Origin of the sequence: Bradyrhizobium sp. Leaf396, assembly GCF_001424605.1 — a bacterium.
Classification (GTDB): Bacteria; Pseudomonadota; Alphaproteobacteria; order Rhizobiales; family Xanthobacteraceae; genus Bradyrhizobium; species Bradyrhizobium japonicum_C.
Genome location: NZ_LMQJ01000004.1, coordinates 193,777 through 218,332, shown reverse-complemented (window position 1 = coordinate 218,332; position 24,556 = coordinate 193,777). Strand labels below are relative to the sequence as shown.

The following is a 24,556-nucleotide window of genomic DNA, read 5'->3' as shown; positions in this document are numbered from 1 at the left end:
AAATGTCACGTGACACGACGTTCACGGATCAGAGCGGCGCAATGGCGCGCGATCGTCATCTCTTCGTTGGTGGGAATGACGAAGACATCGACGTTGCTGCCGCTGCCGTCGATGCGCTCGCGCGCAGCATCATTTGCCGCAACATCGATGCGCACGCCCATCCAGGCGAGGCGCTCGCTGATTGCGCCGCGAATTTCCCTGGCATGCTCGCCGATGCCGCCAGTGAAGACCAGGCAGTCCAGGCCGCCGAGCGTGGTCGCCATCATCGCGACCTGCTGCGCCGCCCGGAAGGTGAAGAGATCGACCGCATCCCGCGCCGCAACCTCGCCGCTCGCGAGCAGCGTACGCATGTCCGCCGAGATGCCGGAAACGCCGAAAAGGCCAGACTCGTGATAGAGCAGGCGCTGGATCTCCTCGACCGACATGTTCTCATGCTGCTGCAGATAGAGCAGCACGCCCGGATCGATCGTGCCGCAGCGAGTCCCCATCACGAGGCCATCGAGCGGCGTCAGTCCCATCGTGGTGTCGACGCTGCGGCCGTCGCGCAACGCGCAGAGGCTGGCGCCGTTGCCGAGATGGGCGATCACCGTGCGCTTTGCGAAGAGTTCCGGCGCGATCTCGGCGAGCCGGCCCGCGACATATTCGAATGAGAGGCCGTGAAAGCCATAACGCCTGACGCCACGCGCCTCGAAGCGCCTTGGAATGGCGAAGCGGCGCGCCGGGGGTGCCAGGCCGTGATGGAAGGCGGTGTCGAAACACGCGATCTGCGTCAGCCCGGGCCGGATCGCTCCGAGCGTGCGGACCGGCGCAAGGCAGCGCGGCTGGTGCAGCGGCGCCAGCGGCGTCAGCCCCTCGAGCTTTGCGGTGATGCCGTCCGTCAGGATCAGCGGGCCCGAATAGTCGGGCCCCCCATGGACGATGCGGTGACCGACGGCGCGGAGGCTGCGTTTGCCGAAGCGGTCCTCGATGAAGGCGAGCACTTCGGCGAACAGATGGCCGCCATCGGCGTCCGAAACCTCCCTCCGGGTCTCGAACAGGTCTTCGTCCGCGGGGCCCTTCACCACGAGCCGGGGTTTTGCGTCGTGCTCGTCGAGAAGCCCCTTGCAAAGCAGGGCAGGCTCGGTTCCCGAGACATCGAACAGGCCGAACTTGATGCTCGACGATCCCGAGTTGAGGACGAGGACCGTGTCCGACATCGCTAGTCGCCGGCTTCGGCCGGCGTGTTGCCGCCGGCACTGTTTTGCCACACCCAGTCGCGGATCTCGGGCATGTCCTCGCCATGCTCGCGAACATAGCGGGAGTGCTCGATCAGCTTGTCGCGGAACTGTTGCTTCACCCGCGCGGCTTTGGTCGCAAGCCCCGGCACGCGTTCGATCGCCTCGATCGCCAAATGGTAGCGGTCCAGCTCGTTGAGCACGACCATGTCGAACGGCGTCGTCGTGGTGCCTTCCTCGGCAAAGCCGCGCACATGCATGCCGGCATGGTTGGTGCGGCTATAGGTCAGCCGGTGGATCAGGTAGGGGTAGCCGTGATAGGCGAAAATCACCGGCTTTTCGCGCGTGAACAGGCCGTCGAAGTCGCGATCGGAGAGGCCGTGCGGGTGTTGCTCCCTTGGCTGCAGAGTCATCAGGTCGACGACGTTGACGACGCGAATCTTCAGGTCCGGCAGCGCCTTGCGCAGGAGGTCGACGGCGGCGAGCGTCTCCAACGTCGGCACGTCGCCGGCGCAGGCCATGACCACGTCGGGCTCACCCTGTCCGTCTTCCGTTCCGGCCCAGCCCCAGATGCCGATGCCGGCAGCGCAATGGGTCGCAGCGTCCTGCATCGAGAGCCACTGCGGCGCCGGCTGCTTGCCGGCGACGATCACGTTGATGCGGTTGTAGGTACGCAGGCAGTGATCGGCGATCCATAGCAGCGTGTTGGCGTCGGGCGGAAAGTAGATGCGGACGATATCGGCCTTCTTGTTGGCGACCAGATCGACGAAGCCGGGATCCTGGTGGCTGAAGCCGTTATGGTCCTGGCGCCAGACATGCGAGGTCAGGAGATAATTGAGCGAGGCGATCGGGCGTCGCCACGGCAGATCCCGCGTCACCTTGAGCCATTTGGCGTGCTGGTTGAACATGGAATCCACGATGTGGATGAAAGCCTCGTAGCAGGAGAAGAAGCCGTGCCGTCCCGTGAGGAGATAGCCCTCGAGCCAACCCTGGCAGAGATGCTCGCTCAACACCTCCATCACGCGCCCGTCCTGGGCGAGGTGCACGTCGTAGGGCTCGGTCGGCTCCATCCAGACGCGTTCGGTGGCTTCGAATACGGCGTCCAGCCGGTTTGACGCCGTCTCGTCCGGTCCCATGATGCGGAAGTTGCGCTCCTTCGCGTTGAGGCGGATCACCTCGCACAGGAATTTGCCAAGTTCGCGCGTTGCTTCCGCAATGACTTCGCCGGGCTGTGGAACGTCCACGGCGAAGCTGCGAAAGTCCGGCAGCTTCAGCTCTTTCTTGAGCAGGCCACCATTGGCATGTGGATTGGCGCCCATGCGCCTGACACCTTCGGGCGCGAGCGCTTGAAGCTCGGGAATGAGCGCTCCGCTGGCATCGAACAGCTCTTCGGGCTGGTAGCTGCGCATCCAGTCCTCGAGGATCTTCAGATGCGCCGGGTTCTCGCGGCACGCTGAAACGGGCACCTGATGCGCGCGCCAAAACCCTTCGACCTTCTTGCCGTCCACCTCCTTCGGACCGGTCCAGCCCTTCGGGCTGCGCAGCACGATCATCGGCCAGCGCGGCCGCTCGACGCTTCTGCGTCCGTCCCGCGCATGCTGCTGGATCGAGCGGATGCTGACGAACGCGACGTCGAGCGCATCGGCCATGGCCTGGTGCATCAATTTGGGGTCGTCGCCTTCGACGAATAGCGGCTCATGGCCGAAACCGCGGAAGAGATCACGGATCTCGCTGTCGGGCATCCGTCCCAGGACGGTGGGATTTGCGATCTTGTAGCCGTTGAGATGCAGGATAGGCAGCACCGCGCCGTCATGGGCCGGGCTCAGGAACTTGTTCGAATGCCAGGACGCGGCCAGCGGGCCGGTCTCGGCCTCGCCGTCGCCAACGACGCAGGCGACGATCAAGTCGGGATTGTCGAACGCCGCGCCATAGGCGTGCACCAGCGCGTAACCGAGCTCGCCGCCCTCATGGATCGAGCCGGGCGTTTCCGGCGCCGCATGACTCGGGATGCCTCCGGGGAAGGAGAACTGCCTGAACAGCTTGCGCATTCCGTCCGCATCGCGCGCGACGTCGGGATAAATCTCGCTGTAGCTGCCTTCCAGATAGGTGTTGGCAACCATGCCGGGGCCGCCATGGCCGGGACCGCAGACGTAGATGACGTTGAGATCCAGCGCGCAGATGACGCGATTGAGATGGGCATAGATGAAGTTCAGGCCAGGCGTCGTGCCCCAATGGCCGAGCAGACGCGGCTTGATGTGTTCGGGCCGTAGTGGCTCGCGCAGCAGCGGATTGTCGAGCAGGTAGATTTGCCCGACGGAGAGGTAGTTGGCGGCGCGCCAATAGCGATCGAGCAGATCGAGGTCGCCGGTCGCGGCGGCCGCTTTTCGTTGAATTGTCATGTTCCCGTCGGCTTTCACCCAGCGATCGTCACCAACTTTGTTCCGGGACGATTGATCCCAGTGCTTGGATGAAACGAAATCGTCGTGACAGGCATGTTGCGAGACGTCAAAGGCGCGCGCCCGAAATTTGGGCAGCTACTGTGCATGGGGTTGTTTTCACGTTTTTGGTTTGCGTTCTTGATTTGTTCCCATGGCGTGCTATCTTGGCTTCATGAGTCCAGCATCCTCTCATGCTCTCAAGCACCCGCCGGTCACGGCGCCCTCCGAGCCGGCGGGTGCGCCTTCAGATTTCCCGGAGCTTGGCGTCGCCATCGACCGCGTGCGCCGGCGAGGGCGGGGCGCCCAGTCCAACGTCAGCGGCCGCTACGAGCCCGAGGCCCGCGTCGCCTTCGATGACGGCTGGCAGAGCCTGGAACAGCTGCCGCCCTTCAAGACCACGGTCGCCATCGACACCTCACGCAAGGTGATCACCCGCAACGACTCGCCCGACATCGGCTTCGACCGCTCCATCAATCCCTATCGCGGCTGCGAGCACGGCTGCGTCTATTGCTTCGCGCGGCCGACTCACGCCTACCTCGGCCTGTCGCCAGGGCTGGACTTCGAATCCAAGCTGTTCGCCAAGCCCGAGGCGCCGGCGCTGCTCGAAAAGGAGCTCGCCGCGTCAGGCTATGAGCCGCGGATGATCGCAATCGGCACCAACACCGATCCGTACCAGCCGATCGAGCGCGAGCGAAAGATCATGCGCGGCATCCTCGAGGTGCTGGAACGCGCCGGCCATCCGGTCGGCATCGTCACCAAATCAGCCCTGGTGGTGCGCGACATCGACATTCTCGCGCGGATGGCCAAGCGCAATCTGGCCAAGGTCGCAATCTCCGTGACCTCGCTCGATCCGAAGCTGGCGCGCACCATGGAGCCGCGGGCCTCGACACCATCAAAGCGGCTCGAGGCATTGAAGCAGCTCTCGGAGGCCGGCATTCCGACGACCGTGATGGTTGCGCCCGTGATTCCCGCGCTGAATGATTCGGAGATCGAGCGGATCCTCGATGCTGCGGCCCACGCCGGCGTCAAGGAAGCCGCCTATGTGCTGCTTCGGCTGCCGCTCGAGGTCCGCGATCTCTTCCGCGAATGGCTGATGGCGAACTATCCGGACCGCTATCGTCACGTCTTCACGCTGATCCGCGACATGCGTGGCGGACGCGACTACGATGCGAAATGGGGCGAGCGGATGAAGGGCACCGGACCGATGGCTTGGACCATCGGCCGCCGTTTTGAGATCGCCTGCGAAAGGCTCGGCCTCAACAAGCGGCGCTCGAAGCTGACGACGGATCATTTCGCGCGGCCGAAGCGGAACGGCGATCAGCTCAGCCTGTTTTGAGCGGACACGTGCAATAGGTGTCGCATGGTTAAGGAGCTCGCCGTGCCTGTGCCGCGGCTGACCGTCATCACGCTGGGTGTGAGCGACATCCGCGCCAGCATCGCCTTTTACGACGCGCTCGGCTTCTCACGCCGGCTGAAGGTAACGGGGGAGGCGGTCGCATTCTACGATACCGGTGGGGCGGTGCTCGCCTTGTATCCGTGGGATCAGCTCGCGGCAGACGCGACCTTGCCGGACCAGCCGCGGCCGGCGGCCTTTCGTGGCGTGACGCTCGCATGGAACTGCCGGACGCGGGAGGAGGTCGATGCGGTGTTGGCCTTTGCCCTCAGGAAGGGGGCCTCCTTGCTGAAAGCCGCGCACGAGACCCACTACGGCGGCTATTCCGGCTATTTTGCCGATCCCGACGCACATGCCTGGGAAGTGGTGGTCGCGCCGGGCATCGAGGTGGGCGACGACCGGCGTGTGCATCTGGCGGAGTAGGGCGCAGCCTGAATAGCGGGAATTACCCTGGGTTCCCGGTTGCGCTGGCGAAGCGCCTTGCGCACGATCCGGCCATGATTCGGGACAAGTCCGCCAGGAACCCAGCCAAAGACGCGCCCAAGAAGGAGGCTGCGGGGAAGGTTGCGCCTGCGAAGGCGGCCAAGACGCCTGCGGCCAAGACCTCTACGGGCAAGGCTCCGAAGCTTGCTGTTGGCAAGAGAGGGATCATCGCCATTGCTCCCCCCAGCTTCCGGCGTGAGCGCGCGCTGATCAAGCGCGGCATCTGGCCGGTCGCGGGGTGCGACGAGGCCGGTCGCGGACCGCTTGCCGGCCCCGTGGTGGCGGCGGCGGTGATTATCGATCCCGACCGCATCCCGCGCGGCATCGACGATTCCAAGCGGCTGACCGCCGGGGAGCGCGAGAAGCTGTTCGACAAGATCTGCGCCAGCGCGCAGGTGTCGGTCGCCGTCGCCTCGCCCGCCCGGATCGACCGCGACAATATTCTGCGTGCCTCGCTGTGGGCGCTGAAGCGCGCGGTGGTCGCACTGCCCGAGCCGCCGAGGCACGTCTTCGTCGACGGCCGCGACCGGCTCGACACCGAATGCGACTGCGAGGCCGTGATCGGCGGCGATGGTATCGTGCTGTCGATCGCAGCGGCGTCCATCATCGCCAAGGTCACCCGCGACCGGCTGATGTGCGCGCTGGCGCAGGACTGCCCCGGCTACGGTTTCGAGCAGCACAAGGGCTACGCCGTGCCCGAGCATCTCGACGCTCTCGATCGTCTCGGCCCCTCCATTCACCACCGCAGCTTCTTCGCCCCCGTCGCCGCCGCCCGCGCCAAGCACATGCCGTGGACCGTCGAGCCGGTGCAGGATCTGTTCTCGGTGGTCGATGCAGAGGTGCAGGTGGAGGCGAGCGTCGAGATTGACGCGGCTGCCAGCCTCTAGGGTTGGCTCGACAGCTTCTCCATCGTCAGGGCCGGGCTTGACCCGGCCATCGCGTCTTTCCGCGGCACGAAGAACGTGGATGGCCGCAACAAGCCCGGGCATGACGAGCAAACCGTCGTTGCCACAGCGTGTGACGCCCTTTATCAAAACAGATGTGAGCGAATAGGGCCGGCTGGACTGGCTGCATCTTTCGGACGTTGCATGCGGTTTACCTCCCTGGTCATCGAGCTCATTCGCGCCCGGCCGCGGCTGATCGTCTGGATCGCCGTGCTGCTGCAGGCCGCGATGTGGCTGTTTGTGGCGCTGGTGTTCTATCGCAGCCCGCCCGGCAACCTCGCGACCCTCCTGGCCTTCGGCAGGGAATACCAGGTCGGCACCGATCTCGGCCCGCCGCTGCCGGTCTGGCTCGCTGACATCGCCTATCGCGCCGCCGGCGGCCACATGTTCGGCGTCTATGTGCTCGCCCAGCTCTGCGAGATCGCGGCCTTCATCGCACTCTATCATCTCTCACGCGCCGTGGTCGGTTCGCAGCAGGCGGTGCTCGCCGTGCTGCTGACCATGACGGTGCTGGCCTTCTCCTCGCCTGCGCTCGACTTCGGCCCTTTGGTGCTGGCGCGGCCGCTCTGGGCGCTGTTGCTGCTGCACTCCTGGCAGATCATCGGTCAACGTCGCGGCAATGCCTGGTTCGCCTGGTCGATCGAAGCGGGGCTGTTGCTGCTGACCACACCTGCGGCGATCTTTCTCCTCCTGCTGATCGTCGTCTTCGCGCTCTCGACCGCCGGGGGCCGCCGAACGCTGCGCGGGCTCGATCCGCTGTTTGCGCTGATCGTTGTCGCGGTGCTGGCACTGCCCTATGCGGTGTGGCTGGTGCGTGCCGAGACATTGACCATGCCGGCACTGCCGCAAGTATCGGAGCTAAAAGCCCGCGCGCTGCACGCGGCCTGGCTGTTGGGCGGGCTGGCGCTCGGGGCGGCCGCCATCCCGGCGCTGACCTTCCTCAACACCGGCCTGTTCGCCGGCAAGGGCGAGGAGCCGCCGATCATCTACCGCCCGCCGGTCGAGCCGCTTGCGCGCAGCTTCGTCTTTTACTTCGCGCTGGCTACGCCGCTCGGAGCCGTGCTGATCTCGAGCCTGCTAGGAATCGACGCCGTCGTCGGCGGGCCCGGTGTCGTGCTGATCATGTCCGGACTTGCCGTGGTCGTTACGGCCGGAGATCTCATCGCCATGCGCCGCACACGGATGCTGCGCACGGTATGGACTGCGGCCGTCGTGGCGCCCGCCGCCGGCATGGTGCTCGCCGTCCTGTTCTTGCCCTGGACGGGCGCCAACGAGATTGCGACCTCGATGCCAGCGCGGGCGATCTCGGACTTCTTCGATGAGAGCTTTGCCCGCCGCACCAACCATCGCCTGCGCGCCGTCGCCGGCGAAACCCAGCTTGCCAGCCTGATCGCGCTGCATTCCGGCCGGCCGCACCTCTTCATCGACGCCGACCCTGCGCGCACGCCGTGGATGAATCAGACCAAATTCAGCGAGACCGGCGGCGTCGTGGTCTGGCGCGCTTCCGACACCGCCGGCACGCCGCCGCCGGACATTCTCAAACGATTCCCGGACATCGTGCCGGAAGTGCCGCGCGCCTTCGAATGGCTGGTCACCGGCCGCCAGCAGCTGCTGCGCATCGGCTGGGCCATCGTGCGGCCGAAGGGGACGTAGGCCTGGAGTAGTTACACGGCCCCTTGGGCCAGCACCTTCGCGATCGCGCGCAGATCCTGCCAGGCGAGCCGCTTGTACGATGGCGAGCGCAACAGATACGCCGGGTGGAACGTCGGCAGCGCGCGGATGGTGCGGCCACCTGTGTCATAGTCGAACCAACGACCGCGGGTGCGCATGATGCCCTCGCGCGTTCCGAGCAGCGTCTGCGTCGAGGGATTGCCGAGTGTCACCAGCACGTCGGGGTTCACGAGCTCGATGTGGCGCTTGATGAAGGGCAGGCAGATTTGCGTCTCCTGCGGCGTCGGCGTGCGGTTGCCGGGCGGCCGCCACGGAATGACGTTGGCGATGTAGGCGGTGGTGCGGTTTAGCCCGATCGCGCCGATCATGAGGTCGAGCAGCTTGCCGCTACGTCCGACGAAGGGGAGCCCTTCGATATCCTCGTCGCGCCCCGGAGCTTCGCCGACGAACATGATGCGCGCCTGCGGATTGCCGTCGGCGAACACCAGCCGCGTCGCCGTGTGCTTCAGCGCACAGCCTTCAAAGCCCTGCATCAGCTCGCGCAACGCCTCCAGTGTCGGCGCAGTGCGCGCGGCCTCGCGAGCGGACGCGATCGCGACATCGGGTGCAGGGGCAGCTTCGCCCCGCATCACTGCGGGCGCGACGACCGGCCGCGGCGCTTCGACCGGAGGTGCCGCACGTGGAGCCGGTGGCGGGACGTCCAATTCCGCCAGGCGGTCGATCGGTTCCTCCGCGAGCGCGCAGTCGACCCCGGCCTCCAGATAGAAGGCGAGAAGCTCTCGGACGGTGGGTGCGGGCTCGGGGATCATGGGAAAGTCTGACTTTTATACCACCTTGGGCGGCCTTGCATCCCAGCGGAATGCATTTCCGAGGTTGTCCTACCCGGAAAAATCGGAAACAAGGAGGCGCAAACGACCGAGGACCGTCTCAAGGGCTGAGATCAGATGAGCATCGAAGAACTTCCCCCGCGCGAATCCATGGAATTCGACGTCGTCATCGTCGGCGCCGGCCCCTCGGGTCTGTCGGCCGCGATCCGGCTGAAGCAGCTCAATGCCGATCTCAACGTCGTCGTGGTGGAGAAGGGCTCCGAGGTCGGCGCGCACATTCTCTCGGGCGCCGTGATCGATCCGGCCGGGCTCGACAAGCTGATCCCGGACTGGCGAGAGGATTCGGACTGTCCGCTCAAGACTGAGGTGAAGGACGACCGCTTCTACTGGATGACGGCTGGCGGTGCGATCAAGCTGCCGAACTTCATGATGCCGCCGCTGATGAACAATCATCACTGCTACATCGGCTCGCTCGGCAATGTCTGCCGCTGGCTGGCGCGCAGGGCCGAGGCGCTGGGGGTTGAGATCTATCCCGGCTTTGCCGCCGCCGAGGTGCTCTATGACGAGGAGGGCAAGGTCAAGGGCATCGCCACCGGCGACATGGGCGTCGGCCGCGACGGCAAGCCGAAGGACTCCTTCACCCGCGGCATGGAATTGCTCGGCAAGTATACGCTGTTCGCCGAAGGCGCCCGCGGAAGCCTGACCAAGCAGCTCATCAACAAGTTTGCGCTCGATGCCAAGAGCGAGCCGCCGAAGTTCGGCATCGGCCTCAAGGAGGTCTGGCAGATCGATCCCGCCAAGCACCAGAAGGGAATGATCCAGCATTCCTTCGGCTGGCCGCTCGATATGAAGACGGGCGGCGGCTCGTTCCTCTATCACTACGACGACAATCTCGTCGCCGTCGGCTTCGTCGTGCATCTCAACTACGACGATCCCTATCTCTCGCCGTTCGACGAGTTTCAGCGCTTCAAGACCCATCCCTCGATCCGCGGCACCTTCGAAGGCGCCAAGCGGCTCGCTTACGGCGCCCGCGCAATCACCGAGGGCGGCTATCAGTCGGTGCCGAAGCTCAGCTTCCCTGGCGGTGCGCTGATCGGCTGCGCGGCCGGCTTCGTCAATGTGCCGCGCATCAAGGGTGTGCACAATGCAATGGGCACCGGCATGCTCGCCGCGGAACACGTCGCCAGTGCGCTCGCGGCCGAGCGCGCCAACGACGAAGTCGTCGAGTACGAGAATGCGTGGCGTTCGTCCTCCGTGGGCAAGGATCTGTTCCTGGTCCGCAACGTCAAGCCGCTGTGGTCGAAGTTCGGCACCGTGCTCGGCGTCGCGCTCGGCGGCTTCGACATGTGGTGCAACACGCTGTTCGGCGCTTCGCTGTTCGGCACGCAGTCCCATCTCAAGCATGATCGCGCCACGCTCGATCCGGCCAAGCAGCACGCGCCCAAGAACTACCCGAAGCCCGACGGCAAGATCACCTTCGACAAGCTGTCCTCGGTGTTCCTGTCCAACACCAATCACGAGGAGGACCAGCCGGTCCATCTGAAGGTCGCCGACATGAACCTCCAGAAGACCTCGGAGCACGACGTCTACGCCGGGCCCTCGAACCGCTATTGCCCGGCCGGCGTCTATGAGTGGATCGAGGAAGGGTCCGGCCCGCGCTTCCAGATCAACGCCCAGAATTGCGTCCACTGCAAAACCTGCGACGTGAAGGACCCCAACGGCAACATTACCTGGGTTCCCCCGGAGGGCGGCGGGGGTCCGAATTACGAGGCGATGTAAGCCCAGGTGAACAAGGTGACCTGGCGCACGTTCGCGTGAGGACCCGGCTGCGGCTACCCGCCGCGGCCACGATAAGGCCACAGTAACGGCGTCTTGGGGCGCTCTTGGCGGATTCGCTTGGCCGATTTGGGTATGCGGCGGGAACGCCGGTCCGAATCCTTGCGGCGAAGCGCCAAAAGCGGCATTGTCGGCCTGACGGTTCCGGGTCCCAATGCTACCGGCCGCGTTTGCATGCGATACGGCCTTCTGTTGCAAATCCAGGCACTACCAACTCAAGGCGAGCCCTGATGTTTTCAAATCGTTTCAACCGCTGGACTGTTGCCGCCATCGCTCTCATGGGCACCGCGATCGCGACGCTCCCCGGCGCGGGCCTGGCGCAGACGCCGGATCATCCGGAGAATACGGCGGCACAGTTTCCGACACGAAACGATCTGAAGTCGCTCACGGGCGCCGGCAGCTATCTCGCCGCCCGCCATGCCAGCGTCGAGCGCGATGCCGCCTCGGCCGCCGCATTCTACCGCTCGGCGCTGCGCACCGATCCGAAGAACAATGAATTGCTCGACCGTGCCTTCATCTCTTCGGTCGCCGACGGCGACATCGAGGAGGCGGTCAAGCTGGCCGAACGCATCCTCACCATCGACAGGACCAACCGCGTCGCGCGTCTCGTCGTCGGCGTGCATGATCTCAAGCTGAAGAAGTACGCGGCCGCGCAGACCAACATCAACCAGTCGATCCGCGGCCCGATCACCGATCTTGTCGCCACGCTGCTGTCCGGCTGGGCCGCTTATGGTGCGGGCGATGCCAAGGGTGGTGTCGCCACCATCGACAAGCTGGCAGGACCGGAATGGTATCCGCTGTTCAAGGACCTCCATGCCGGCATGATCCTGGAGCTCTCGGGCAAGGAGAAGGATGCCGGCACCCGGTTCGAGCGCGCCTACAAGCTCGACGACTCAATGCTGCGCGTGACCGAGGCCTATGCGCGCTGGCTATCGCGCCACAAGGAATCCGCCGCGGCCACCGCCGTCTATCAGGCCTTCGACAAGAAGCTCGCGCGCCATCCTTTGATCCAGGAAGGCCTGCGCGAGACCAAGGCCGGCAAAAAGATGCCGCCGCTGGTCGATTCCGCGCAGGCGGGCGCGGCCGAAGCGCTCTACGGGATCGGCGCTACGCTGACCCGCCGCGGCGGCGAGGATCTGGCGCTGGTTTATCTTCAGCTCTCGCTCTACCTGCAGCCAACCCACCCGCTGGCGCTGCTCTCGCTCGCCGATCTCTATGAATCGGTGAAGCGGCCGAAGATGGCGATCAAGGTCTATGAGCGCGTGCCGGCGACCTCGCCGCTCAAGCGCAATGCACAGATCCAGCTCGCCATCGATCTCGATTCCGCCGACCGCACCGAAGAGGCGATCAAGATCCTCAAAGGTGTCACGTCGGAGGATCCCAAGGATCTCGAAGCCATCATGGCGCTCGGCAACATCGAGCGTGGCCGCAAGAGGTTCGGCGACTGCGGCGCGACCTATTCGCTGGGAATCGACGTGCTGCCGCCCGGCAACGACAAGGCCAACAGCGTCTGGTATTATTATCGCGGTATCTGCCAGGAGCGATCCAAGCAGTGGGCCAAGGCCGAAGCCGACATGAAAAAGGCGCTGGAGCTCCAGCCCGACCAACCCCACGTCCTCAACTATCTCGGCTATTCCTGGATCGACCAGGGCATCAACCTCGACGAAGGCATGAAGATGATCAAGCGCGCCGTCGAGCAGCGTCCCGACGACGGCTACATCGTTGACTCTCTCGGCTGGGCTTATTACCGCATCGGCAACTACGAGGAAGCGGTGAAGAACCTCGAGCGCGCGATCGATCTCAAGCCCGAGGATCCCACCATCAACGACCATCTCGGCGATGCCTATTGGCGCGTCGGCCGAACCCTGGAAGCCAAGTTCCAGTGGTCGCATGCCCGCGATCTCAAGCCTGAGCCGGAAGAACTGCCGAAGATCGAGGCCAAGATCGCCAATGGTCTCCCCGACGACAATTCGAACTCTTCGGCCGCGCAGGCGGAGAAGAAGAAGGACGACGGCAAGGGCGGTTGAGCTGGCGCATGATCCGGACCGAAGGGCCGCGTTCGCGCAAAGTGCGTCGCGGTTGGCCGGCAAGATCATGCGCGACAAATGAAGTAGGTGGGGGCTGTCGCCGATGCCGGCGTTGACTGAAGAGGGGCGCGCGAAGGTCAATCTCAGCCTTCGCGTCGTGGGCCGTCGCGCCGACGGCTATCATGATCTCGAAAGCGTGGTTGCTTTTGCCGACTGTGCCGACCGGCTCACCCTGGAGCCGGGCGGCGAGTTGAAGCTCAACACGACCGGGCCGCTGGCTGCGGCTTGCGGCGATAACGCCGACAATCTCGTGCTTAAGGCCGCCAGGCTTCTGGCCGAGGCCGTGCCCAATCTGAAGCTGGGCGCCTTCACGCTCGACAAGGTGCTGCCCGTTGCCGCCGGGATCGGTGGCGGCTCGGCCGATGCTGCCGCGGCGCTGCGCCTCCTGGCCCGCCTCAACGGTTTGTCGCTCGATGATCCCCGCGTTCAGAAGGTTGCGCTCGCGACCGGTGCGGACGTGCCGGTTTGCCTTCTCTCGCGCGCCTGCGACATGACCGGCGTTGGCGAGCAGCTGTTGCCGCTCGCGCTGCCCAGCATGCCCTGTGTCATGGTCAATCCGCGCGTGCCGGTTGCGACCAAGGACGTGTTTCAGGCCCTCGGCCTGCGCAACGGCGAACTCCTGGTCGGCGTCACCGACGTCATCCGCGCGCCGGCCTGGCCGGAGGAGGGCGCTTCAATTGCCGATTGGGTCGAAGTTCTCGAAACGGTCGCCAATGACCTGGAAGCGCCCGCCATGCGCATCGAGCCGGTGATCGGCGAGGTGCTGGAGGCTCTGCGCGGCTCTGCCGGCGTCAAGCTCACCCGCATGTCCGGTTCCGGCGCAACGTGTTTTGCAATCTATGGCTCTTCGGCCGACGCGCATGCCGCTGCGGAAAAGATCCGGCGCGATCACTCCGGCTGGTGGGTGCATGCGGGGACGTTGAGCTGAATTCTCTCTCTCCGTCATTGCGAGCGCAGCAAGGCAGCCCAGAAACTGTCCGGGCTGCCGGTCTGGATCGCTTCGCTGCTGTCGCAATGATGTGGATGGAGCTGAGCTAGTCTAGCCCGCGCTGCTCTCATCGAGCTTGAGGAAGTCCCGGATCTCGCCCAACACCTCGTGCGGCTTGTCATGCTGCAGCCAATGCCCGGCCCCGGCGATGGTCTCGATGCGCGCATCTTGGAAATAGCGCTCCAGGCTTGTCCCCTTCGCGCCCGCCAGAAAACTCTCGCCGGCATTGAGCAGCAGCGTCGGGCAGGCGATGCGTGACCAGAGCTCGATGTGATCGTCCGGCCAAAGCCGGTGCGGCGCGGAGGCGCGCTGGTACGGATCGAACTTCCAGCTGTAGGTGCCGTCCTCGTTCTGCCGCGTGCCGTGGGCTGCGAGATGCAGGGCAAGGTCACGGGACAGCCGTTTGTTGTGAAGCATCATCTGTGCGGCGGCGTCCTCGATCGTCGAGTAGCGGCGCGGGATGCGGTCATGCAGCTTGTCGAGCTGGGTCACCCATTTGCCAATACGCTCATGCGCCGGCGGCTTCCGAGCGTCCGGCAGCATGGTCACGCCGTCGAGGACGATCAGCTTGGAGACCAGCTCGGGGAATGATCCTGACAAGATCAGGCTGACCATGCCGCCCATCGAATGACCGATGAGGGTGATTTGAGGTGCTGCGATATGACGGACGAGCTGGGCGAGATCGTAGACATACTCCGTCAGCGCGTAGCTGCCGCCCCTAGTCCAATCGGAATCGCCGTGGCCGCGCAGGTCGGGTGCGAGCACGTGGAAATTCGGCTGCAACGATCGGGCGATATGATCCCAGCTCCGGCAATGATCGCGCCCGCCATGGACCAGGATCAGAGGTGGTGCACTCTCGTTGCCCCAGTCGGCATAATGCAGCCGCAGGCCGTGCGATTCATAGAAGCGGCTTTGCGGGGCGCTAGCCATTGGCCGGCCGCCGCGCCAGTGCGAGCGAGAGGCCGAGGCCAGCGATGAAGACGCCGGAGCCTTGCGTGAGGCGCCGCATCAGATGCGGCCTTCCGATCAGCTGCGTACGTGTCGCGGAGGCCATCGCTACCACCACGACGTCTGCGAGCGTGTTCAGCGTCACCGAGATCGTGCCAAGCATAATGAACTGCAGCGCCGGGTTAGTTCCCGCGGGATCGAGAAATTGCGGAATGAAGGCGAGGAAGAACGCCGCGGTCTTCGGATTCAACGCCTCGACGAGCACGCCGTCGCGGAACGCGCGCTTGTCTCCGACGGGCTCGCCTTCGAACGACAGCCCACGGCCGGCGCTGCGAAACGTCCTGATGCCGAGCCAGACCAGATACAGCGCCCCAACGAATTTCACGGCGGCGAACAGTTCCGCGCTGGCCAGGATGATCGCGGAGATGCCAAGGCTGCCCGCCACCACATGAACCAGCCCGCCCAGAGCGGTGCCTGCGGTTGACGCGAAGCCGCTGGCGCGTCCCTCGGACAGGGTTCGTGCCGCGACGTAGAAGATGCCAGGACCGGGAACGGCGGCAATGAGACAGGCTGTGGCCAGGAACAGCCAGAAATTCGTTTCGATCATCCTGTTTTCGTAGCGGAGCGAGCGGCGATTGCAAGGCCTCTCGCTTAGCCCATCCGGCGGAAGATCACGCTGGCGTTCACGCCGCCGAAGCCGAACCCATTGGAGATGGCATGCTCCATCGGCATCGGCCGCGCCGTGCCGGCGACGATGTCGATACCGTCCGCGCCCGCGTCGGGGTTCTCGAGATTGAGCGTTGGCGGCGCGATCTGGTCGCGCAAAGCGAGAATGGTGAAGATCGCCTCCAGGCCTCCGGCGGCGCCGAGCAGATGGCCGGTGGCCGATTTGGTCGCGCTGACAGCGATGCTCCGAGTACGTCCGAACAGCGCGCCGATCGCGCCAAGCTCGCTCTCGTCGCCGGCTTGAGTCGAGGTCGCATGTGCGTTCAGGTGCTGCACATCCGCGGGCGCAAGCTTCGCTTGTCGAAGCGCGATCTCCATGGCGCGGCGGGCGCCCTCGCCATCGGGCGGGCCCGAGGTCATATGATAGGCATCCGCCGTCGTGCCGTAGCCGACGAGCTCGGCGACCGGTGTAGCACCACGCGCCAGCGCATGCTCGAGCTCCTCGATCACCAGGATGCCGGCGCCTTCGCCCATCACAAAGCCGTCGCGGTCGCGATCGAACGGGCGCGAGGCGCGTTCGGGTTCGTCGTTAAAGCCGCTCGACAGCGCGCGGGCCGCGGCAAAGCCGCCGAGGCTGACGATGTCGAGGCAGGCCTCGGCGCCGCCGCAGATCGCGACATCGGCTTCGCCGGCGCGGATCATGCGCGCGGCATCGCCGATCGCCTGCACGCCGGCGGCACAAGCGGTGACCGGCGTACCCAGCGCTCCCTTGTAGCCGTATTTGATCGAGACCTGGCCGGCGGCGAGATTGGCGAGGAACGAGGGGATCGTGAATGGCGAAAGCCGGCGCGCGCCGCGCTGTTCGGTGATGCGCACCGCTTCCGCGATCGCCGGGAACCCGCCGACGCCGGAGGCGATGATCGTCGCGGTCCGCTCCAGCGCCGCCGCGTCCAGCGGCGTCCATCCGGCCTGCGCGACCGCCTCTGCGGTGGCAAGCAGCGCGAACAGGATGAAGCGGTCCATCTTGCGCTGGTCTTTCGGCGCGGCCGCCTGTGCCGGGTCGAAGCCGCCCTTGGTGTCATCGGCCCTGTCTGGCACGAGCCCCGCGATGCGCGCGGGCAGTGCCTGCGCCCATTCGGGCAGCGGGCGCAGCCCGCTTTGACCGGCGAGGAGCCGTCGCCAGGACAATTCGACACCGCAGCCGAGCGGCGACACAGCTCCCATTCCCGTCACGACGATACGACGCATGTCAGTCTCCAGCCGGCACGACGGCCGGGTTCATGGCCTTGAGCGAAGCGAGCCGCGCGCGCATCTTGCGGCTGGCCCGGGGGCCTGCGATGACGACTGCATTGGCGAGAGTGATCGGCTGCATGTCGCCGGCATTGACCACGACCGGATCGACCGGGCGAGCGTCACTCCGGTTCGCCAGCAGGATGGATTTGCCTTTACGGGCGAGATGCTTGTTGCCCCAGGCCAGCAACGCCGCGATCACGGGAAAGAAGTCCCGCGCCTTGTCGGTCAGCACATATTCATAGCGCGGCGGTCGGTCCTGATAGCGGCGGCGCGTGAACATGCCGCTCTCAGTGAGATGCGCAAGGCGCCGCGACAGGATGTTCGGCGCGATGCCGAGGCTTTGCGAGAACTCGTCGAATTTGGTAGCGCCCTGCATCGCATCGCGCAGGATCAGGATGCTCCACCATTCGCCGACCGTCTCCACGGCGCGGCCGACGGGACATTCCTGGATGGAGGGCGATTTGGGCTGCATGAACGGAGGTTAGGGAAGTTACTTTCAAAATGCAAGTGACTAGGGTGGCGCTGGAGGTCGACAGGGCGCAAGACGCACAGGTTGGGCTGCGATTCGAGATGCGGGCTGCAAATGATGGCCGCGCGTAGGCCGTCATTGCGAGCGCAGCGAAGCAATCCAGCCTGTTGCCGCGGCGGGATTCTGGATGGCTTCGCTGCGCTCGCAATGACTGGGCGGGAGCAGCGGTATCAGCCCGACACCGTCACCTGAGATGCCGGAGCGCAACGAAGGCCTCGAAGGGCGACGGCCATGCTGCAGCTCGCGGCTCCCAGCGATGCAACGCATCGCGCTGCTCCCGCCTCGGGATGACCGAGTCGGCAACGGTGCGAAATCAGGACGTCAGCCCGGTCGGCTAATGCGACCTGGCCAAACAGAACGCCACGACCTGCTCCAGCGCGCTCTTCATCGGCGAGGACGGGAACAGCGCCAGCGCGTCCACCGCCATGGCGCCGTAATGCTGGGCGCGGCTCAGCGTGTCCTCGAGCGCGCGGTGCTTGTTCATGAGTCCGATGGCGTGGTCAAGATCGGTATCGCCGATCTCGCCTCGCTCCAGCGCGCGGATCCAGAACGCGCGCTCGGTGTCGTTGCCGCGGCGGAAGGCGAGCACGACCGGCAGGGTGATCTTGCCCTCGCGGAAATCGTCGCCGGTGTTCTTGCCGAGCTTGGCGCTCTTGCCCCCGTAGTCGAGCACGTCGTCCACGAGCTGGAAGGCGATGCCGAGATTCATGCCGACCGAGCGGCAGGCGGTCTGCTCCGCCTTCGGGCGGTTGGCGATGACGGGGCCGACCTCGCAGGCGGCGGCGAACAGTTCAGCGGTCTTGCCGCGGATCACGGCGAGATATTCGTCCTCGGTGGTCGCGGTGTTTTTGGCGGCGGCAAGCTGCATCACCTCGCCCTCGGCGATCGTGGCGGCGGCTGCGGAGAGGATGTCGAGCGCGCGTAGCGATCCGACCTCGACCATCATGCGAAATGCCTGGCCGAGCAGGAAGTCGCCGACCAGCACGCTCGCCTCGTTGCCCCAGAGCATGCGCGCCGACAGCTTGCCGCGGCGCATCTCGCTCTCGTCGACGACGTCGTCGTGGAGCAGGGTGGCGGTATGCATGAACTCCACGGAAGCGGCGAGCTTGATATGGCCGTCGCCGGTGTAGCCGGCGAGGTTGGCCATGGCGAGGGTCAGCATCGGCCGCAGCCGCTTGCCTCCGGAGGAGATCAGATGGTTGGCGACTTCCGGGATCATGGTGACGTCCGAACCGGTCCGCGACAGGATCGTGGCGTTGACGCGCTCCATGTCAGGAGCGACAAGGGCAACCAGCTCTTCGATCGACGCGCCGGGAGCTTCGAAAGGTACGATGACGGCCACGCCGGTCTCCAATATTTGCCCGGAAGGGCTATTCTGATGCAAAGACAATAGAAACTGGCGGCGCACCCGGCAAGACCTCGGAACCATTGACATCAGCCGCCTACCCCTTTCAGGCAGGAGATCTGCGTTTTGCGTGAACTGGTTCGGACCAACGACATGGTGCTGGTGTCGGCGATCGGCGCGCTGCTCGACGGCGCCAACATCCATCACCTGGTGCTGGACCAGAACATGAGCATCATCGAGGGTTCGCTCGGCATCTTGCCGCGGCGGATCCTGGTTCATGAGGACGATGTCCTGGAGGCAAGGGAGCTCCTCACCGAGGCCGGCCTCAGCCACGAATTGCGCGGCGATGATTGAGGCCGCGGACATGACCGAGGATGCTTTTCTCGGCGGGCAATTGCGGCTCAGGCAGAAGCGGTCCGGCCATCGCGCCGGGCACGATGCCATCCTGCTTGCGGCGGCCACCGACGCCCGGGCGGGGGACCGCGTGGTCGATCTCGGCGCCGGCGTCGGCACGGCCGGATTGGCGCTGGCCCGGCGCGCCGCAGGGATCAGGCTGAGCCTCGTCGAGATCGATCCGGAGCTGGCGGAGCTTGCGCGCGGCAACGCGCTGGCAAACGGGATTGCCGCCGAGACGATCGTGCTCGACGTCACGGCAGATGCGCAGGCCTTCGCGGCAAATGGTCTCGCGCCCGACAGCGTCGATGCAGTGTTGATGAATCCGCCCTTCAACGATCCGGCGCGGCATCGCGGCTCGCCCGATCAGGCGCGCCACGCCGCTCATGTGGCGACGGAGGACACTCTGCATGCGTGGGTGCACGCAGCGCGTCGAGTCCTGCGCTCGAACGGTGTGCTGACGCTGATCTGGCGGGCAGATGGACTGGCGGACGTGCTGGCCGCGCTGTCACGCGGCTTCGGCAGCCTCTCGATCCTGCCGGTCCACGGCGAGGCGGAACGGCCGGCCATCCGAGTGCTGGTGCGTGCGGTGAAGGGCGGCCGTGCGCCGACGCGTCTGCTGCCGGGCCTGATGCTGAATGACGCGTCGCGTTCGTCCGGAAGCGAGGTGACGGAGATTTTGGAAGGGAGAGCGGCCTTGCCGCTGGTGGAACCTCGAGGGCTTACCGGGGAAGCGATTCCGGCTGTTGCTCCTGCGGGGAGGTCAGGCGGATCGCCATGAACAGCGCGCCAATCAGCAGCATCAGCAGATAGATTTTCATGATGTTCTCCGCTGCCTATTGCAGCCTCCAAACGGGAAATCTGCAAAACACGTTCCGGGCACTTCCAATGACACTCGCGTGATAAGAAATGGTTAATCAGAGGTAACGGCATGGCCGAGCAATTGAACGATCGTGAGAGTTCCGGCCTGGCCGACAGACTCATGCAATATCTGCCGGCCCGCTTTCGACCGGGCACGGCGGTGGTCCCGGTGGTGCGGCTGTCGGGCGTGATCGGCGCCGTGACACCGCTGCGCCCCGGTCTGACGCTTGCGGGCATCGCCAAAGTGCTGGAGCGCGCGTTTTCGTATCGACACGCCAAGGCGGTGGCGCTCGTGATCAATTCTCCAGGCGGCTCGCCGGTGCAGTCGCGCCAGATTTATCTGCGCATCAAGCAACTCGCAGCGGAGAAGAAGCTGCCGGTGCTCGTCTTCGTGGAGGACGTCGCGGCCTCGGGCGGTTACATGATCGCCTGTGCCGGCGATGAGATCATCTGCGATCCCTCATCGATCCTCGGCTCGATCGGCGTGGTCGGCGGCAGTTTTGGTTTTCAGGAGGCGATCAGGCGGCTCGGCATCGAGCGGCGTCTCTACACATCAGGCGAGCACAAGGCGATGCTCGATCCGTTCCTCCCGGAGAATCCCGACGACGTCGCCAGGTTGAAAGCGATCCAGCGCGAGATCCATCAGATCTTCATTGCGCTGGTGAAGGAGAGCCGCGGCGCACGGCTGAAGGGAGCGGACGAGACGCTGTTCACCGGAGAATACTGGGCCGGCGATAGCGCCATCGCGCTGGGCCTCGCAGACGGTATCGGCGATCTCCGCTCAACTCTTCGTGCCCGCTATGGCGAGAAGGTTCTCACTCCCGTGATCGCGCAACCGACCGGGCTGCTCTCCGGCTTCTTGGGCCGGAAATCGCCTGGCGCGGGGCAGCTTTCAGCCCTGGAGTCGATCGCCGGCCTGCCGGACGAGCTGATCTCGGCAGTCGAGACGCGCGCGATCTGGGCAAAATTCGGGTTCTAGGCCAAGCCCGCCCGCGCCAATTGGCCCGGGCCGGGCCAATTGCGGCGCAGGCCCATCTGGGTAACAATGTGCGTGGGGGCTGAGCACTAGACGAGGATCGACCGATGCCGCCGTTCGTCGCTTTCGCGGGCGTGCTGGGCGGGCTTGCCGTGGTCCGTTGGGCCTACAAGACCGCCATGAAGATCAACCAGGAGCTGGATGAGATGCGCCTGTCGCGCGTCACCGAGGCCGCTCCCATGGGGGATATCAAGACACTGAAGCGAGACCCCGTGTCGGGGGCCTACCGGCCGGGTTAGGAGCTGCCTTTCACATGCATCGTCATTCCGGGTCGCCCGTAGGGCGGACCCGGGATCGTCGGATTCCGGGTTCGATGCTGCGCATCGTCCCGGAATGACTGGTCAATTAAGCCCTTCGCCTTGATTCCCATCCTTGCCGTCGATACGGTCCCGCGCGATTCAAACCCCCGCGAGAGCCCGATCTGACGATGGACGCCTCATTGCCCGCCCATATGCGCCCGGAACGCTCGTTCCAGGGCTTCATCCTCGCGCTCCAGCGGTTCTGGGCCGAGCAGGGCTGCGTGATCCTGCAGCCCTACGACATGGAGATGGGTGCGGGCACCTTCCATCCGGCGACCACGCTGCGTGCGCTCGGGCCCAAACCCTGGAACGCCGCCTATGTTCAGCCCTCGCGGCGGCCCAAGGACGGCCGCTACGGCGAGAACCCGAACCGGATGCAGCACTACTACCAATTCCAGGTCATCATGAAGCCGTCGCCGCCGAATCTTCAGGAGCTATACCTGAAGTCGCTGGCCGCGATCGGCATCGATTCCGCCGTGCACGACATCCGCTTCGTCGAGGATGACTGGGAGAGCCCGACGCTGGGTGCGTGGGGCCTCGGCTGGGAGTGCTGGTGCGACGGTATGGAGGTTTCTCAGTTCACCTATTTCCAGCAGGTCGCCGGCTTCGAATGCGCACCGGTCGCGGGCGAGCTCACCTATGGTCTCGAGCGCCTCGCGATGTATGTGCAGGGCGTCGACCGCGTCTATGATCTCAACTTCAACGGCCGCGACGGGGACCAGAAGGTCACCTATGGTGACGTCTTCCTGCAGGCCGAGCAGGAATATTCGCGGCACAATTTCGAAGTCGCGGATACCGCGATGCTGTTCGAACAGTTCAAGATGGCGGAAGCGGCCTGCCGGAAATATCTCGATGCGGGCTGGAAAGATGGGAAGCGCGAGGCGCATCTGATGGCGCTGCCGGCCTACGACCAGTGCATCAAGGCGAGCCATGTCTTCAACCTGCTCGATGCGCGCGGCGTGATCTCCGTGACCGAGCGGCAAAGCTACATTCTTCGCGTGCGCGAATTGGCAAAAGCCTGCGGCGAGGCCTGGATCCATACTGAAGCGGGCGGAGCGGCCTGATGCCCGATCTTTTGCTTGAACTGTTCTCGGAAGAAATCCCCGCGCGCATGCAAGGCAGGGCGGCCGACGATCTGCGCCGCATGGTCACCGACAAGCTCGTCGCCGAAGGCCTCGTCTATGAAGGCGCGAAGGCCTTCGCGACGCCGCGCCGCCTTGCGCTCACCGTGCACGGCATCCCCGCGCGCCAGCCGGACCTCAAGACCGAACGCCGCGGACCCAAGGTCGGCGCGCCCGATGCAGCCGTGCAGGGATTTTTGAAAGCGACCGGTTTGAAGTCGCTGGACGAAGCCAAGATCCAGCGCGACCCCAAGGGTGATTTCTACATCGGATTGATCGAGAAGCCGGGCCGCGACGCGATCGACGTGCTCGCGGAGATCCTTCCCGTGATCATTCGCACCTTCCCCTGGCCGAAATCGATGCGCTGGGGCGCGCGCTCGGGCAAGCCGGGCTCGCTGAACTGGGTGCGTCCGCTGCACGCGATCACGGCGACCTTCGGGCTCGAGACCGAAGAGCCCGATGTCGTGAAGTTCGAGGTCGACGGCATTGAAGCCGGCCAGACAACTTATGGCCACCGCTTCCTGGCGCCGGCGCCCATCTCTGTGCGCCGCTTCGAGGACTACGAAGCCAAGCTGCTCGACGCCAAGGTCGTGCTCGATCCCGAAAGGCGCAAGGACGCGATCCTCACCGACGCCAAGCAGCTCGCGTTCGCGCAAGGGTTCGAACTGGTGGAAGACCAGAACCTGCTGGACGAGGTTGCCGGCCTCGTCGAATGGCCGGTCGTGCTGATGGGCTCGTTCGAAGAAGAATTCCTGGCGACGCCGGCGGAAGTGATCCGCGCCACCATCCGCAACAACCAGAAGTGCTTCGTGGTGCGCGATCCCAAGACGGGCAAGCTCGCCAACAAGTTCATCCTGGTCGCCAACATCGAGGCCACCGATGGTGGCAAGACCATCGTCGCCGGCAACGAGCGCGTCATCCGCGCGCGGCTGAGCGATGCGAAGTTCTTCTACGAGACCGACCTGAAGACCAAGCTCGAGGAGCGGCTGCCGAAGTTCGAGCAGATCGTGTTCCACGAGAAGCTCGGCACGCAGGCGGAGCGCATCAAGCGCATCGAGCGACTCGCGGCCGAGATCGCGCCGCTGGTCGGCGCCGATGTCGCCAAGGCGGTACGTGCCGCGCATCTGGCGAAGGCGGATCTGCTGACGGAAGTCGTCGGCGAATTCCCCGAGGTGCAGGGGCTGATGGGCAAGTACTACGCGTTGGCGCAAGGCGAGGAGGCTTCCATCGCGGTCGCCTGCGAGGAGCATTACAAGCCGCAAGGTCCTGCCGATCGCGTGCCGACCGATCCGATCAGCGTCGCGGTCGCGCTTGCGGACAAGCTCGACACGCTGGTCGGCTTCTGGGCGATCGACGAGAAGCCGACGGGCAGCAAGGATCCGTATGCACTGCGGAGAGCGGCGCTCGGTGTGATCAGGCTGATTGCCGAGAACGACTTGCGTCTGTCGCTCCTGAAGATCGCAACCTCCGCGCTTGCCGGCCTGTCGGTGAAGGCGGCCGAAGCGCAGAAGCTCCCGAGCGACCTCCTCGCTTTCTTCGCCGACCGGCTCAAGGTCCAGCTTCGCGAGCAGGGTGCCCGTCACGATCTCGTCGATGCCGTGTTTGCGCTCGGCGGCCAGGATGATCTCCTGATGATCGTCCGCCGGGTCGAAGCGCTTGGCAAGTTCCTCGAGACCGACGACGGCAAGAACCTGCTCGCCGGCACCAAGCGCGCCAGCAACATCCTCTCGATCGAGGAGAAGAAGGACAAGCGCACGTTCGATGGCGCGCCGGATGCTGCGCTTTACAGCCTTGTCGAGGAGAAGGCGCTGGCGCAGGCGATCGGCGAGGTGAAGGCGGAAGCCAGCGCTGCCGTCGCCCGGGAAGACTTCGCCGTCGCGATGAGCGCGATGGCAAAGCTGCGCCCGCCCGTCGATGCATTCTTCGACAAAGTTCGCGTCAACGACGACGATGCAAGGGTGCGCGAGAACCGGCTGAAGCTGCTGAACGAAATCCGCAGCGCCACGCGTGCGGTGGCGGACTTCTCGAAGATTCAGGATTGAGGCGACGATCTTCGATCAAGCGCTGGCGCAGCAACCAACGCTGTCATTCCGGGGGCGCCCGAAGGGCGCCCCCGGAATGACGGCTGTGGCAAAAAAAGCCCCGCCCGGCGGGGGGAGGACCGGGCGGGGCCGGATGCCCGCT

Annotated in this window: 21 protein-coding genes; 13 read left to right on the top strand and 8 right to left on the bottom strand. The window is 65.2% G+C overall.

The annotated features are described in order from the left end of the window. Positions 1-5 precede the first annotated feature (5 nt). Both ASG57_RS05900 and ASG57_RS05895 read right to left on the bottom strand, forming a co-directional pair. The gene (locus ASG57_RS05900; protein ID WP_057195865.1) at positions 6-1,196 is read right to left on the bottom strand and encodes an acetate/propionate family kinase; all 1,191 of its coding nucleotides are present in this window, start codon (positions 1,194-1,196) and stop codon (positions 6-8) included. Positions 1,197-1,198: 2 nt separating this feature from the next. Beyond that, a complete protein-coding gene (locus ASG57_RS05895) occupies positions 1,199-3,613 on the bottom strand; it encodes a phosphoketolase family protein (RefSeq protein WP_057195864.1) in 2,415 nt (804 codons plus the stop codon). Positions 3,614-3,824: 211 nt separating this feature from the next. Between ASG57_RS05895 and ASG57_RS05890 the strand changes: the two genes are divergently transcribed. From ASG57_RS05890 to ASG57_RS05875, 4 genes are all read left to right on the top strand, one after another. After that, positions 3,825-4,988, top strand: a complete 1,164-nt coding sequence (locus ASG57_RS05890) for a PA0069 family radical SAM protein (RefSeq protein WP_057195953.1) — start codon at positions 3,825-3,827, stop codon at positions 4,986-4,988. Positions 4,989-5,012: 24 nt separating this feature from the next. Next, positions 5,013-5,468, top strand: a complete 456-nt coding sequence (locus tag ASG57_RS05885; protein WP_024341511.1) for a VOC family protein — start codon at positions 5,013-5,015, stop codon at positions 5,466-5,468. A 74-nt stretch (positions 5,469-5,542) separates the two neighbouring features. After that, positions 5,543-6,415 carry a ribonuclease HII gene (rnhB, locus tag ASG57_RS05880; RefSeq protein WP_057195863.1) on the top strand — a complete coding sequence of 291 codons (873 nt, stop codon included), beginning with the start codon at positions 5,543-5,545 and terminating at the stop codon, positions 6,413-6,415. A 201-nt stretch (positions 6,416-6,616) separates the two neighbouring features. Continuing rightward, positions 6,617-8,125 carry a glycosyltransferase family 39 protein gene (locus ASG57_RS05875; protein WP_057195862.1) on the top strand — a complete coding sequence of 503 codons (1,509 nt, stop codon included), beginning with the start codon at positions 6,617-6,619 and terminating at the stop codon, positions 8,123-8,125. Positions 8,126-8,136: 11 nt separating this feature from the next. On the opposite strand, the gene ASG57_RS05870 is transcribed toward ASG57_RS05875, so the two are convergent. After that, entirely contained in the window at positions 8,137-8,952 is an 816-nt protein-coding gene (locus ASG57_RS05870) for a uracil-DNA glycosylase (protein ID WP_024341514.1), read from the bottom strand. A 135-nt stretch (positions 8,953-9,087) separates the two neighbouring features. Here ASG57_RS05870 and ASG57_RS05865 point away from each other — a divergent pair, with 135 nt between their 5' ends. The 3 genes from ASG57_RS05865 to ASG57_RS05855 all read left to right on the top strand — a co-directional run bounded on the left by ASG57_RS05865 (position 9,088) and on the right by ASG57_RS05855 (position 13,821). Next, complete coding sequence (locus tag ASG57_RS05865; RefSeq protein ID WP_057195861.1) at positions 9,088-10,749, top strand: electron transfer flavoprotein-ubiquinone oxidoreductase; 1,662 nt, start codon at positions 9,088-9,090, stop codon at positions 10,747-10,749. Between the two features lie 287 nt (positions 10,750-11,036). After that, positions 11,037-12,833: a tetratricopeptide repeat protein gene (locus ASG57_RS05860; RefSeq protein WP_156402586.1), complete on the top strand. Its 1,797-nt coding sequence runs from the start codon at positions 11,037-11,039 to the stop codon at positions 12,831-12,833. Positions 12,834-12,936: 103 nt separating this feature from the next. Next, the gene (locus tag ASG57_RS05855; protein WP_057195860.1) at positions 12,937-13,821 is read left to right on the top strand and encodes a 4-(cytidine 5'-diphospho)-2-C-methyl-D-erythritol kinase; all 885 of its coding nucleotides are present in this window, start codon (positions 12,937-12,939) and stop codon (positions 13,819-13,821) included. A gap of 111 nt (positions 13,822-13,932) precedes the next feature. Here ASG57_RS05855 and ASG57_RS05850 read toward each other — a convergent pair whose 3' ends face one another. From ASG57_RS05850 to ASG57_RS05830, 5 genes are all read right to left on the bottom strand, one after another. Continuing rightward, positions 13,933-14,811, bottom strand: a complete 879-nt coding sequence (locus ASG57_RS05850; protein WP_057195859.1) for an alpha/beta fold hydrolase — start codon at positions 14,809-14,811, stop codon at positions 13,933-13,935. Next, entirely contained in the window at positions 14,804-15,436 is a 633-nt protein-coding gene (locus ASG57_RS05845; protein ID WP_057195858.1) for a LysE family translocator, read from the bottom strand. The genes ASG57_RS05850 and ASG57_RS05845 overlap by 8 nt, the downstream gene beginning before the upstream one ends. Before the next feature lie 44 nt (positions 15,437-15,480). Continuing rightward, positions 15,481-16,743 carry a beta-ketoacyl-ACP synthase II gene (gene fabF / locus ASG57_RS05840; protein ID WP_057195857.1) on the bottom strand — a complete coding sequence of 421 codons (1,263 nt, stop codon included), beginning with the start codon at positions 16,741-16,743 and terminating at the stop codon, positions 15,481-15,483. Between the two features lies 1 nt (position 16,744). Next, positions 16,745-17,260: a winged helix-turn-helix transcriptional regulator gene (locus tag ASG57_RS05835; RefSeq protein WP_057195856.1), complete on the bottom strand. Its 516-nt coding sequence runs from the start codon at positions 17,258-17,260 to the stop codon at positions 16,745-16,747. A 391-nt stretch (positions 17,261-17,651) separates the two neighbouring features. Continuing rightward, complete coding sequence (locus ASG57_RS05830; protein WP_024341522.1) at positions 17,652-18,659, bottom strand: polyprenyl synthetase family protein; 1,008 nt, start codon at positions 18,657-18,659, stop codon at positions 17,652-17,654. A gap of 129 nt (positions 18,660-18,788) precedes the next feature. Here ASG57_RS05830 and ASG57_RS05825 point away from each other — a divergent pair, with 129 nt between their 5' ends. The 6 genes from ASG57_RS05825 (at position 18,789) to glyS (ending at position 24,414) form a co-directional block, all read left to right on the top strand. Then, positions 18,789-19,016 (top strand): putative signal transducing protein, encoded by a 228-nt coding sequence (locus ASG57_RS05825; protein WP_024341523.1) that lies wholly within the window; start codon positions 18,789-18,791, stop codon positions 19,014-19,016. Beyond that, positions 19,009-19,836, top strand: coding sequence for a tRNA1(Val) (adenine(37)-N6)-methyltransferase (locus ASG57_RS05820; RefSeq protein ID WP_024341524.1), 828 nt, complete (start codon positions 19,009-19,011; stop codon positions 19,834-19,836). The genes ASG57_RS05825 and ASG57_RS05820 overlap by 8 nt, the downstream gene beginning before the upstream one ends. Positions 19,837-19,986: 150 nt before the next feature. Further along, a complete protein-coding gene (locus ASG57_RS05815) occupies positions 19,987-20,895 on the top strand; it encodes a S49 family peptidase (protein WP_024341525.1) in 909 nt (302 codons plus the stop codon). 104 nt (positions 20,896-20,999) lie between these two features. Further along, positions 21,000-21,191, top strand: a complete 192-nt coding sequence (locus tag ASG57_RS05810; RefSeq protein ID WP_024341526.1) for a hypothetical protein — start codon at positions 21,000-21,002, stop codon at positions 21,189-21,191. 188 nt (positions 21,192-21,379) lie between these two features. Continuing rightward, positions 21,380-22,315: a glycine--tRNA ligase subunit alpha gene (locus ASG57_RS05805; RefSeq protein WP_024341527.1), complete on the top strand. Its 936-nt coding sequence runs from the start codon at positions 21,380-21,382 to the stop codon at positions 22,313-22,315. Next, the gene (glyS, locus tag ASG57_RS05800; protein ID WP_057195855.1) at positions 22,315-24,414 is read left to right on the top strand and encodes a glycine--tRNA ligase subunit beta; all 2,100 of its coding nucleotides are present in this window, start codon (positions 22,315-22,317) and stop codon (positions 24,412-24,414) included. The genes ASG57_RS05805 and glyS overlap by 1 nt, the downstream gene beginning before the upstream one ends. The last annotated feature ends 142 nt before the right edge of the window (positions 24,415-24,556 follow it).